Raw genomic sequence first — 12,113 nt, 5'->3', positions numbered from 1 at the left:
GGGGGCTACGGGGCCGGGGCGCGATCGGGGCAGGGGGACGGGTCCGCCGACGTGGCCGTCGCCGAGGACGCGATCACGCGGGTCGGGGTGGGCGGCGTACGGCGGTGCAGACGCAGGGCGACGGCCACCAGGGCCAGGGCCGCCACCGTCATCGCCGCGCCCGCCCAGGCGGTGGCGGCGAAGCCGGCGCCCGCGTCGATGACCGTGCCGCCGAGCCAGGGGCCGCCGGTGTTGCCGAGGTTGAACGCGGCCGTGGTCGTCGCGCCCGCCAGCGTGGGGGCGGCGCCGGCGACGTTGAACATGCGGGCGTTGAGCGCCGGGGCCGTGAAGAACGCCGAGACGCCCAGCAGGAACGCCAGCGCGACCACCGCCACCGGTACGGGCGCCAGCAGGGCGAGGGCGGCCAGGAAGACCGTGGACGCCGTGATGCCCCAGATCAGCACGCCGAACAGGTGCGCGTCCGCGACCCGCCCGCCGATCGTCGTACCCACCAGCGCGCCGACCCCGAACAGGCCCAGGATCCACGGGACCCACGCCGAGTCCAGCCCGGCCACGTCCGTCAGCAGCGGTGAGAGGTAGCTGAACGCGCAGAACACGCCGCCCGCGGCGAGCGCGGTGACGCCGATCGACAGCCACACCTGGCGGTCACGGTAGATGCGCAGCTCGCGGCGGAGCGTGGGCCGTTCGGCGGGCAGCGGGATCCGCGGGATCAGGGCGAGGATGCCGACGAGCGCGACGGCGGACGCCGCGCCGACCGACCAGAAGGCCGAGCGCCAGCCCAGGTGTTCGCCGAGGAAGGCGCCGGCCGGGACGCCCAGCACGTTCGCGATCGACAGACCGCCGATCATCACGGCCATCGCGCGGGCGCGCGCGTCCGTGGGGACCATGGCGATGGCGACGGCCGCGCCGACGGCCCAGAAGCCCGCGCAGGCGAGGGCCGACACGACGCGGGACGCGAACAGCAGCCCGTACGAGGGGGCCAGCGCGCCCGCGACCTGGCCGAGGCCGAAAAGGGTGATGAGCGCGATCAGTGTGGTGCGGCGCGGGAGGCGCAGCGTGGCCACGGCCAGCAGCGGCGCGCCGATCACCATGCCGATCGCGAAGGCGGATATGAGCAGTCCGGCCTGCGGGATGGTGACGTCCATGTCGTCGGCGATGGGCGGCAGCAGCCCGGAGAGCATGAACTCGCTCGTGCCGAGCGCGAAGACGGAGAGACCCAGGACGTAGACGGCGACGGGCATGCGGGTACGGGCGCGGGACCGGGGACGGGAGTTCTTGTCGGCAGCAGGCATATGGGTGATCAACCGACGCGAACCCCATTGCATTCCCCCTACACGCACCCGCCCGGCGGGCTAGGTGTGGGCTAGGTGGTCTCGGAGAGCTCCGCAAGCTCGGCGGCGAGGTTGCGGCGGGCCGGGCCCTCCCAGTGGGCGGTGCCGTACGGGGTGCGGAAGAGCCGCGGGAGATCCAGGAGCTGGCGCAGGACGGCGGCACGGCCGGCGCGGAAGGCGTCCGGCGGGACGAAGCCGTACTCCTCGCGCACGGCGGCGACGTACGCCGCGTACGCGTCCGGTGAGCCGGCGAGGACCGCGAGGTCGGCGTCGCAGAGCACCTCGCCGTCGGTGTCGCCGGGGGCCGGGTCGTGGGTGACGGTCAGCCGGACCAGGCGTGCCACCTCGGCGGTGCGGTCGGCGTCGAGGCCCAGCTCGGGCAGGGCGCGCTCGGCGAGGGCCGCGCTGCGCTCCTCGTTCTCGGAGCGGTCGGGGCGGTAGACGGCGTCGTGGAACCAGGCGGCCAGGCGTACGGCGTCGGGGTCGGCGGCGTGCGCGGCGAGGGTGTCGACGTGGTCGAGTACGGCGGTCAGGTGGGCGGTGGTGTGGTAGCGGCGCTGCGGTTCCGCCCACGCGGCCAGCAGGCGGTCGGCGTACGGCCCCGGGTCGCGGCGGGCGCCGGCCGCGGTGGCGGTGGCGGCCCAGCGGCGCCGGAGCCGCTGCTGGTCCGGTCTGGTCTCGGATGCGGATGCGGATGCGGATTCGGATTCGGATGCCATGCGGACAGTGTGGCGGGGGCGGCCGGGTGCGCGTCAGGGGCTGGCGTGATTGTGCTGGTGGTGCGCGGGAGCGGGCCCGTACCCTGGATATTGGACTAGACCTATTGTGCATACCAGCCGCTTACCGAAGGATGGGGTCAGATGAGCAACCGTGCGCTGCTGGAGGTGATCGCCCTCGACGCGCAGGACGCGATCGCGGCCGAGGCCGGAGGGGCGGACCGGCTGGAGCTGGTCACCGACATCGCGGCGGACGGGCTGACCCCGTCGCTCGCGACGTTCGCGGCGGTCCGCGCGGCGGTCGGCATCCCGGTGCGCGTGATGCTGCGGGCGGCGGACGGCTTCGCGGCCGGCGACGCGGCGGCGGTGGCGGCGCTGGTGGCGCAGGCGCGGGCGCTGCGGGCGGAGGGGGCGCGGGAGTTCGTCCTCGGCTTCCTGAACGCGGACGGTACGCCGGACCTGGCGGCCGTGGAGGCACTGGCGGAGGCCCTGGAGGGCTGCCGGTGGACGTTCCACCGGGCCATCGACCGCGCGGCGGACCGGGACGGCCTGCGCAAGGCGCTCGCGGAGGTGCCGGGGCTGGACACGTACCTGACGGCGGGCTCGGCGCGGGGCGTGGCGGACGGGCTGCCCGTGCTGGTCACCGAGGCGGCGGCGGGCCGGCGGGGCGAGCCGGGGTACGGGGCGCGGCTGCTGGTGGGCGGCGGCCTGGAGCTGGGGCACCTCCCGGTGCTGCGGGAGGCGGGGGTGGACGCGTTCCACATCGGCGGAGCGGCCAGGCCGGACGGCTGGGCCCGCCCGGTCTCCCCGGCGGCGGTAACCCACTGGCGCAAAGCCCTGGACTGACCCCCGTCCCACGGCGCCCCTCACCGTTCGCCGGAGCCCCCGCGCTGCTGTCTGCCGGGCTGGCCCCGCCCTGCCCCCGGCAGGGCGGCCGTCCGCCGGGTCGGCCTGCCTTGCCGTCTGCCGGGCTGGCCCGCCTTGCCGTCCGCCGGGTCGGCCTGCCTTGCCGTCCGCCGGGCTGGCCTGCCTTGCCGTCTGCCGGGCTGGCCCGCCTTGCCGTCCGCCGGGTCGGCCCGGCCCTGCCTCGGCCGGTCGGCCCACTCTGCCTCGGTCGACCGTTCAGCGCCGCCGGGCACCAATCCAGCCTCGCCGGCGTTTGAGGCGCGGGGGCGTGGGGGCGGAGCCCCCGCAAGGCCGGCCGTGTCCGGGGCCCGGCCCGGAACCACCGGCACCCTTCCCACCGGTGCGCGGGGGACGCGGGACGGCGGCCCCGGGCCGGCGGCCCGGCGGCGGCCCCGCCCTCGGCCCGGTCGGCGCTCGGGGCCGCGCAGCCGCCGGCCGGGGCTACGCCGCCAGCGCGGCCGGCAGCGGGGCCGCGTGCAGCGCGGTGAGCCCCGAGACCGCTCGGGTCAGGCAGACGTACAGCCGGCGCAGCCCCGTCCGCTCGTCCGGTTCGCCCGCCACGATCGCCGCCGGCTCGTCCAGCACGACGTAGTCGTACTCCAGACCCTTCGCCAGCGACGCCGGCACCAGCGTCAGCCGCGCCGCCGCCGTCGTCTCCTCGCCCGGCGCCAGGTACGCCAGCCCCGCCTCCTCCAGCGCCCGCGCCAGCTCCGGAATCCGCTCGTCCGCGGCGATCAGACCGATCGACCCCTCGTACGCCAGCGAGGCCCGGCAGGCGTCGACCACCGCCGCCGTCAGGTCCGGGACCGGCGAGACCGTCAGCGAGCCCGGCGTCTCACGCACCGAGGACACCGCCGCCAGCCCCGGCGAGATCGCCGGCAGCAGCCGCGACGCGTACGCGATCACCTCGCGCGGTACGCGGAAACCGGCCGTCAGCTCCTCCAGCACCGCCTCCGGCTTGCCCAGGTGCTCCAGCGCCTCCGTCCAGCTGCGCGTGGCCCACGGCGTCGTGCCCTGCGCGAGGTCGCCGAGCACCGTCGCCGAGCCCGTCGTACAGCGCCGGCCCACCGCCCGGTACTGCATCGGCGACAGGTCCTGCGCCTCGTCGAGGACCACGTGCCCCAGCGACGGCGTCCGGTCCACGAGGTCCGCCGCCTCGTCGATCAGGACCAGGTCCGCCGCCGACCACTTCGCCGACTTCACGCTGCGGAACGGCTTCGCCCACAGCAGCAGCCCCTGCTCCGCCTCCGACAGCACACCCTCCGCGTGCTCCGCCAGGAACTCCGCGTCCGACAGCAGCCGCAGCACCAGCTTCGCCGGGTCCACCACCGGCCAGATCGCCTTGACGGCCGCCTTCACGGCAGCGTTGCGCGCCACCGCGTCCTGCACGCGGTCGTCCGGCGCCTCGCCCGCCTGCTCCATCCGTACGAGCACCGTGTGCGCGATCCGCTGCGGCAGGGCCTCGCGGGCCGCGCCGTAGCGGATGTCGCGGGCCAGCAGCTCCTCGACGATCTCCGTCAGCTCGTACGCCGGGACGCGCCAGCGGCGCGAGCCGCGGACCACCATCAGTGCCTCCGACGGCAGCGTGACGTGTGACCGTACGGCCCGACGCAGCACCTCCGCCATCCGGGCGTCGCCCTTGACGACCGCCGTCGCCGCCGCGTCCGTACCGCGGATCTCCAGGCCGCCCGCCACCAGGTCCTCGACGGTGGCCTGCTTGACCTCCAGCTCGCCCAGGGCGGGCAGGACCTGCTTGATGTAGTGCAGGAAGGAACGGTTCGGCCCGATGACCAGCGTGCCGGTGCGGGCGAGCCGCTCGCGGTGGGCGTAGAGGAGGTACGCGACCCGGTGCAGGCCCACGGCCGTCTTCCCGGTGCCGGGGCCGCCCTGCACGCAGACCGAGCCGGACAGGCCGGAACGCACGATCTCGTCCTGCTCGGGCTGGATGGTGGCGACGATGTCGCGCATCGGGCCGACGCGTGGCCGCTCGATCTCCTGCTGGAGCAGCTTGCTGACGGCCGCGGCCTCGCCGGGGTCGGACAGGTGCTCGTCCTCGTACGCGGTGAGCTCGCCGCCGGTGTAGCCGAAGCGCCGGCGCAGCCCGATGTCCTGCGGGTCCTTCTTGGAGGCGCGGTAGAAGGGCTGGGAGACCGGGGCGCGCCAGTCGATGACCATGGGGTCGCCGTCGGCGTCGTGGACGTGGCGGCGGCCGATGTAGAACTGCTCGCCCTCCGCCCCCTCGGCCTGGTCCGCGCCGGGCGCGTGCAGGTAGTCGAGGCGGCCGAAGAAGAGCGGGGTGTGGGAGAGGTCGGCCAGCGCCTTGATGCGGTCGTCGATCTGGGCCTGGAGGACGAGGGAGTTGACCCAGTTCGCGGTGACGTCGCGGATGTCGAGGGACTCCACGTCCTCGCGCATCGCGCGCAGTGCGGAGCGGGAGGCGGCGAGATGGGCCCGCTCGCGGCCGAGCGGATCGCTCGCGTCCGCGGTGGCGGGGTCGGTCCCGGCGTCGGGGTCGGTCTCGGCGGCGGGCACGGGCACGGGCGCGGACACGGAACTGCCTCCAGGTGAGCTGCGTGACGGACGACGGGTACGGCGGTACGGCGGTACGGCAGATGCCGACCGGTTCCGACCGGGCGGCGGCTCTCCCCGGCAGCGCGACGGTGCGACGATGCGACGGTGCGGCGGCGGGAGGCGGCAAGAGCGGAGATTGTAGTCCCGGTGGCCACGGGGCGCGAATGGTTTTACGGGCCGGTAGTCCCTCCTGGGTAGGGGGTCCGTCCGGGTGCTGTACCGGGGAGTGTCAGACCTCGGACAGAGCCACTAGGGGACGGCATAGATCGCCGGTATGAGGCGGCGGCCCTGGTGGTTCAGCCCGTAGACCGATGCGCGGGCCCGGCCGAAAAGCGACCATGGATTCATGAGCACCGCAACCTTCACCCCGACCCAGGGCGGCCGCCCTAGCGGCGCCACCGCCACCTCCGACTCCCACCCGCGCCACCGCGTCGGCAGCGTGCTGCGCGCGGCGAAGGTCTTCGCCGCCACGGCCGTCAGCGTGGTTCTGCTCGGTGAGTACGCCGAGGACAAGGACCTCATACGCCGCTGACCGGCCGCTGCCCCCGCAGCCGGTCAGCACCCGGTCCCGGCCGCTCAGCCTCCCCGCCCCCTCAGTCGCCGGCGGCCAGCAGCTCGTCGGCGTCCAGGATCCGGTAGGCGTAGCCCTGCTCGGCCAGGAAGCGCTGGCGGTGGGCCGCGAAGTCCTGGTCGATGGTGTCGCGGGCGACCACCGAGTAGAAGCGGGCCTCGTGACCGTCGGCCTTCGGCCGCAGGACACGGCCCAGGCGCTGGGCCTCCTCCTGGCGGGAGCCGAAGGTGCCGGACACCTGGATGGCCACGGTGGCCTCGGGCAGGTCGATGGAGAAGTTGGCGACCTTGGAGACCACCAGGACGCTGATCTCGCCCTCACGGAAGGCGTCGAAGAGCTTCTCGCGCTGCGCGTTCGACGTCTCGCCCTTGATCACGGGGGCGTCCAGGTGCTCGCCGAGCTCGTCGAGCTGGTCGATGTACTGGCCGATGACCAGGGTCTGCTCACCGCGGTGCTTGCGCACCAGCGCCTCGGTGACCTTCCGCTTGGTGGCGGTGGTGGCACAGAAGCGGTACTTCTCCTCGGTCTCGGCGGTCGCGTACGCCAGCCGCTCGGACTCGGTCAGGTTGACCCGTACCTCGACGCAGTCGGCGGGCGCGATGTAGCCCTGGGCCTCGATCTCCTTCCACGGCGCGTCGAAGCGCTTCGGGCCGATGAGGGAGAACACGTCGGACTCGCGCCCGTCCTCCCGGACCAGGGTCGCGGTCAGACCGAGCCGCCGCCGCGCCTGGAGGTCGGCGGTGAACTTGAAGACGGGCGCGGGCAGCAGGTGCACCTCGTCGTAGACGATCAGGCCCCAGTCGCGGGAGTCGAAGAGCTCCAGGTGCGGATAGACGCCCTTCCGCTTGGTCGTCAGCACCTGGTAGGTGGCGATGGTGACCGGCCGGATCTCCTTCCTCGTCCCGCTGTACTCACCGATCTCGTCCTCGGTCAGCGAGGTGCGCCTGACCAGCTCGTGCTTCCACTGACGGGCCGAGACGGTGTTGGTGACGAGGATCAGCGTGGTCGCCTTGGCCTCGGCCATCGCACCGGCGCCCACCAGGGTCTTGCCGGCGCCGCAGGGCAGCACGACCACGCCCGAGCCGCCGTGCCAGAAGCCCTCCACGGCCTGGCGCTGGTAGGGGCGCAGCGACCAGCCGTCCTCGGCGAGGTCGATGGGGTGCGCCTCGCCGTCCACGTACCCGGCGAGGTCCTCGGCCGGCCAGCCCAGCTTGAGGAGGGTCTGCTTGATCTGGCCGCGCTCGGAGGGGTGCACGGCGACGGTGTCGGCGTCGATGCGCGCGCCGACGAGCGGGGCGATCCGCTTGGAGCGCAGGATCTCCTCCAGCACCGGCCGGTCGGTGCTGGTCAGGACCAGGCCGTGGACGGGGTGCTTGGACAGGGTCAGCCGGCCGTAGCGGGCCATGGTCTCGGCGACGTCGACGAGGAGGGCGTGCGGGACGGGATAACGGGAGTACTCCACGAGCGCGTCGACGACCTGCTCGGCGTCGTGCCCGGCGGCGCGCGCGTTCCACAACCCCAGCGGGGTCACCCGGTAGGTGTGGATGTGCTCCGGCGCCCGCTCCAGCTCCGCGAAGGGCGCGATGGCCCGCCGCGCGGCGTCGGCGAGCTCGTGATCGACCTCGAGGAGGAGGGTTTTGTCGCTCTGGACGATGAGTGGCCCGTTCACCTGGCGTGCGTCCCTTCGGCAGCGTGACCCCCGTGTGCGGGTGGCCAAACCTCCAGTCTGCCGTATCCCGCCGCGGTCCGGGCATGGCGGCGCAGGCCGGCGCCGTGGCCAGGCCCTACCGCACGACCGGGCCGTCGCCCGTCCGCCCGTCGTCGATCCGCCTGCGGACGGCGGGGACCATGGGGAGCCCGTCCACCTCGTCGGGGGCGAACCAGCCGACCTCGGAGGACTCGTCCGATACGCGGAGCGCACCACCGACCGGCCGGGCCAGCAGGCAGATGGAGAACTCCTGCCGGACCTCGCCGTCGTCGTAGGCGAAGACGTGGCGGGGATTGGTGTACGTCCCGACGATGCCGGTGATCTCCACGGTGACGCCGGTCTCCTCCAGGGTCTCGCGGACCGCGCACTCCCCGATGGGCTCACCCGGCTCCATCGTCCCGCCGGGCAGGGCCCACATCCCGTTGTCGGTGCGCCGTTGCAGGAGCACGCGCCCCGCGTGGTCCACGACGACCGCCGACGCCGCCGGCACGAGACTGTTCGCCTCGGGGGCGCCGGGATCGTCCTCGTAGTCGCGCCGGGGCATCCGGTTCGACCTCCTCCGTGGTGGTGCGTGTTCCCTGAGGGGCGGGCCGTCGGTTCGCTGGGATGCGGGGCCCGGGGGTCAGATGTGTTCGTCGGCCAGTTCGGCGACGCCCGTGATGCGGTGCAGGGCGTAGGTGCGGACCTCGTCCGCCGTGTGGTCGTAGCCCGTGACGAAGCCGCCCTCCACGCGGACCGGGGCGATCACGCGCTGGCTGGCGGCGCCGTCCGCGTTGACGTAGCCGATCCAGACCGCCGAGCCGGTCAGGGCGGCCGCCTGGACCGTGGCGAGGGTCTCCGCGGCGCTGGTGCGCGGGAGTTCGCCCGCCGGGCTCGCCGGGCCCGCCGTCGGCGCGGGTTCCTTGCGGACGGCCGTGGCCGCCCGATCACCGGCGCGGATCGCCCGTACCGCCGCCGCGAGCAGGGTGGCGTCCGGCAGCGGCGGGCCGTCCGGGACCGGCGCGGGCGCCGAGCGGGGCGGGGTGCGGTGGGCGTCGGCGCGGGCGACCAGCACGTCACCGGTGGCGGACTCGGCGGCCGGCGCGTACCCCATGGCGCGCAGCCCGTCGAGCAGTGCGGTCGGGTCGGCCTGCGCGGCCAGCACCGTCGGGGCCAGCCGGCGCAGCCCCAGGCCCGCCGAACGCTTGTCGGCCAGGATCTCGTTCAGCATGCCGTCGTCGTCGCAGCGGACGTACGACGAGGCCGCGCCGACCCGCAGGTGCCCGTGCCGGCGCGCGACGTCGTCGATCAGGTAGGCCAGCGGCTGCGGCACCGGCGTGATGCTGTGCTCGGCCAGGAAGGCGTGCAGGTCGGCGGCGGCCCGCCCGGCGTCCAGCGCGCGGCGTACGGAACCCGGCGTGAACCGGTAGACGGTGGCGCCGCCCTTGGACTCCACGTCCGCGAGGACGGCCAGCGTCTCGGCCAGCGGCCGCCGCAGCGGGCCCGGGGCCACGGCCGTCAGGTCGGCCTGGAGCAGCACGTGGTCCACCGGCTCCGGCAGCAGCGGCGCCAGCACGGGGGCCGGGTCCGCGCCGTCCAGCAGGGCCCGCCCGGCGCCCGCCAGCGCACCGCGCCCGGTGACCCCGATCAGCTCGGCCTCGGCCAGGGTCCAGCGGGCCAGCCGGGGGCGCAGCTCGCCGGTACCGCCGCGCAGCGGGCGTTCCCAGTCGAGGCGTTCGAGGAGGGCGGCCGGATCGGCGCTGGCGCCCTCGGGCAGCTCGGCGAGCAGTTCCAGGACCCGGCGGCGGACCTCGGGGGCGGCCGAGCGGTCCAGGTCGGGGCCGAGCGCGGACAGCGTGCGGCCCTTGGCGTCCTGTTCGCCGACCAGCCCGGCCGTCCGGGTGGCGGGCAGCCAGGCCACGGCGAGCGCGGCCCAGCGTTCGGCGGGCGGCCGCTCGGTCCAGTCGTCGAAGGCGGGGGTGGGGGCGTAGCGTTCGTCGGCCTCGCCGTCGCTGGCCAGCAGGCCGGCGGCGTAGGCGAGTTCGATCCAGAACGCGGCCGTCGGCTCGGGCACGTCCAGGACGGCGGCGATCCGCTTGAGGTCGCGTACGGCCAGCCCGCCCGCCCGCAGCACGGCCGGACCGGCGTGCTCCCAGGACTTCACCAGCTCCTCGACGGTGCCGATCGCGGCGAGCGCCTGCCCGGCGGCGTTGGCGTCCACAAGGTGTGGACGGTGCTCGTGGTCGGCGGCGACGGCCGGCGCGACCGGCTCGACGGCCCGGTGCGCCCGTCCGCCGCGCAGGTGCAGGGCGACCTCGCGCGGCAGTACGACCGTACGCGCGGACGCGGGCAGCAGCAGCCCGCGGTCGCGCAGCCAGCGCACCGGCGGCGCCGGATCGGGCGTCACCTCCCCGTAGGGCGGCCCCCACACCAGCCGGCCCAGCACCTGGTGGGCCTCGGCCGGGGCCTGGTCCAGCAGCGCGGACATCCGCCGCCGGTCGGTGAACAGGGCGGTCAGCGCGGCGACCGCGGACACCGGGTCGTGGGTGGCCGTCAACCCGGCCGCCGCGACGATCTCCTGGACCCGGGTCGGCGACATCCCGGCGGTCGCCTCGGCGACGGTCGGCCCGAGACCGGTGGGCGAGGGCCGGGAGGGGGCGGGGGCGAGCAGTTCACGGGCGGTGCGGACCAGGCGCAGCGTGTCGTCGCCGCCCCAGACGACGGCCTGGTCGCGCAGGGTGCGCAGGGCCCCGGGCAGGGCGCGCCGGACGGCGTCGGGGTCGGGGCCGGGGTCCGGAGCGGGTTCGGGGGCGGGTTCGGCGTCGGTGCCGGTGCCGGGGCCGGTACCGGTCAGCAGGGACTCCAGTACCTCGTACGGGCACGGGTCCGGGGCCACCGCCAGCGCCTCGGCGGTCTGGAGCGCGAACCGGTCCAGACGTTCCAGGGCACGGACGACCGAGGCCCGGGTGCCGGCCCGGGTGGCCAGCTGGGTCATGTCACCCGGCACCGGGTTGAGCAGGTCCGGGCGCGCGTACAGCAGGGCGGCGAGCGCCGCGTCGTCGCGGGTGCGCAGTGCCTCGGCGAGCGAGCGCGGTACGCCGCCGCCCGCCGTGGCGCTCTCCGCGGTGCTTGCCTCAGGCACGGTCGCCTCCTGGTCGCGTCGGCCGGTCCCCATCCGGCCAACGTTATCCGCTGTGCCCACGGCCGCTCCACGGGCGCACGCGCTACCTTTCGGGAGGGCGGTGCGGGAGGGCGGTAGGGAGGAGCCGGCGTGGGGATCGAGAGCGACCATCTGGTCTACGCGTATCTGAGCGAGGTGGGGGATCTGGCGCAGCGCAGCCAGTTGCCGTCCGGCGAGCGGATGCGGCTCGTGGCGGGGCTGCGGGACGAGATCGACCGCAGGCGCGCGCGGTTCGAGCCGGAGACGGTGAGCTCCGTACGGCAGATCCTCGACCGGCTCGGTACCCCCGAGCAGGTGCTGGCCGAGCACACGGCGCTGGCGGCCCGGGGACCGGTCGCGGAGCCGGGCGGCGGCGGGGTTCCCGCGCAACGGGGTCCGGAGCGGCCCCGGCCCGCGACGGTGGGGCTGCCGCCGCACATGGCGGGCGAGAAGGAGCTCGGGCCGGAGCCGGACTGGTGGCGGATGAGCAAGGCTCCGGGGCCCTATGGGGTGGGGCAGATCGAGGTCGAGGGGTTCGCCGGGGGGATCGAGTACCCGCGGGCGCCGGAGCGGGAGCTGGAGGCCGACGAGCCCGGGCCGGAAGAGGAGCGTGAGCCCGAGGCGCCGCAGAAGCGGTCGATCGTACGGGTGCTGCTGGAGCGGCGGCGGGCGCGGAAGGCGGACGCGGCGGCCGGTGCCGGGGCTGGGGCCGGGGGTTCGGGCGCGGGCGCTGCCGCCCGCCCCAAGCCGCACGGGTTCCTGCTGCTGGCGGCCGCCGTGCTGGCGGTCGGGGTGGTCACCGGCTACTGGATGCTGCTCGCCTTCGGCTGGGCGATCGCGTACGCCTCGCGGGTGCTCGGGCCGACCGAGAAGAAGTGGGTGGTCTTCGGGCTGCCGGGCGCGGTGTTCGCGGCGGCGGTGGTGTGGGTGTGGGGACGGCTGAACGGGCGGTGGGGGGAACCGCTGGTCGATACGGATCTGGGGTCGGCGTTCCAGGGGCTGTGGCCGTGGATCGTGCGGGGGGCGGCGGTCGCGTCGGCGCTGTATCTGGTGTGGCGGGCCCGCCGCCGCCCCTGACCCGACGGATGGCCGGATCCCGGGGGCCCCGCCCCCGCGCCTCAAACGCCGGCGGGGCTGGGTGGGGTGCCCGGTGGTGCCGGAGGGCTGCCCG

General features: G+C 75.4%; 9 protein-coding genes. 3 read left to right on the top strand and 6 right to left on the bottom strand.

The genetic code is table 11. The features are described from left to right. Window positions 1-5 precede the first annotated feature (5 nt). Window positions 6-1,241 carry a Cmx/CmrA family chloramphenicol efflux MFS transporter gene (locus ACIPXB_RS25810; RefSeq protein ID WP_401453871.1) on the bottom strand — a complete coding sequence of 412 codons (1,236 nt, stop codon included), beginning with the start codon at window positions 1,239-1,241 and terminating at the stop codon, window positions 6-8. Window positions 1,242-1,363: 122 nt separating this feature from the next. Then, a complete protein-coding gene (locus ACIPXB_RS25805) occupies window positions 1,364-2,050 on the bottom strand; it encodes a hypothetical protein (RefSeq protein WP_401453754.1) in 687 nt (228 codons plus the stop codon). 141 nt (window positions 2,051-2,191) lie between these two features. Here ACIPXB_RS25805 and ACIPXB_RS25800 point away from each other — a divergent pair, with 141 nt between their 5' ends. Then, window positions 2,192-2,893 carry a copper homeostasis protein CutC gene (locus tag ACIPXB_RS25800; RefSeq protein WP_401453753.1) on the top strand — a complete coding sequence of 234 codons (702 nt, stop codon included), beginning with the start codon at window positions 2,192-2,194 and terminating at the stop codon, window positions 2,891-2,893. A 501-nt stretch (window positions 2,894-3,394) separates the two neighbouring features. Here the strand turns inward: ACIPXB_RS25800 and ACIPXB_RS25795 are convergent. Further along, window positions 3,395-5,368, bottom strand: coding sequence for a HelD family protein (locus tag ACIPXB_RS25795; RefSeq protein ID WP_401453870.1), 1,974 nt, complete (start codon window positions 5,366-5,368; stop codon window positions 3,395-3,397). A 502-nt stretch (window positions 5,369-5,870) separates the two neighbouring features. Between ACIPXB_RS25795 and ACIPXB_RS25790 the strand changes: the two genes are divergently transcribed. Next, the gene (locus ACIPXB_RS25790; RefSeq protein WP_401453752.1) at window positions 5,871-6,056 is read left to right on the top strand and encodes a hypothetical protein; all 186 of its coding nucleotides are present in this window, start codon (window positions 5,871-5,873) and stop codon (window positions 6,054-6,056) included. Window positions 6,057-6,117: 61 nt separating this feature from the next. On the opposite strand, the gene ACIPXB_RS25785 is transcribed toward ACIPXB_RS25790, so the two are convergent. The 3 genes from ACIPXB_RS25785 to ACIPXB_RS25775 all read right to left on the bottom strand — a co-directional run bounded on the left by ACIPXB_RS25785 (window position 6,118) and on the right by ACIPXB_RS25775 (window position 10,957). Then, the gene (locus ACIPXB_RS25785) at window positions 6,118-7,764 is read right to left on the bottom strand and encodes a DNA repair helicase XPB (protein ID WP_401453751.1); all 1,647 of its coding nucleotides are present in this window, start codon (window positions 7,762-7,764) and stop codon (window positions 6,118-6,120) included. A 115-nt stretch (window positions 7,765-7,879) separates the two neighbouring features. Further along, window positions 7,880-8,347, bottom strand: a complete 468-nt coding sequence (locus tag ACIPXB_RS25780) for an NUDIX domain-containing protein (RefSeq protein WP_401453750.1) — start codon at window positions 8,345-8,347, stop codon at window positions 7,880-7,882. 78 nt (window positions 8,348-8,425) lie between these two features. After that, window positions 8,426-10,957, bottom strand: a complete 2,532-nt coding sequence (locus ACIPXB_RS25775) for a helicase-associated domain-containing protein (RefSeq protein ID WP_401453749.1) — start codon at window positions 10,955-10,957, stop codon at window positions 8,426-8,428. Window positions 10,958-11,053: 96 nt separating this feature from the next. Here ACIPXB_RS25775 and ACIPXB_RS25770 point away from each other — a divergent pair, with 96 nt between their 5' ends. Continuing rightward, window positions 11,054-12,019 (top strand): HAAS signaling domain-containing protein, encoded by a 966-nt coding sequence (locus ACIPXB_RS25770; protein WP_401453748.1) that lies wholly within the window; start codon window positions 11,054-11,056, stop codon window positions 12,017-12,019. Window positions 12,020-12,113: the final 94 nt, after the last annotated feature.

Source organism: Streptomyces sp. NPDC090022 (genome assembly GCF_044748145.1).
Taxonomy (GTDB): domain Bacteria; phylum Actinomycetota; class Actinomycetes; order Streptomycetales; family Streptomycetaceae; genus Streptomyces.
The sequence above is the reverse complement of the archived record's forward strand: the minus strand, read 5'-3'. Positions and strand labels throughout refer to the sequence as shown.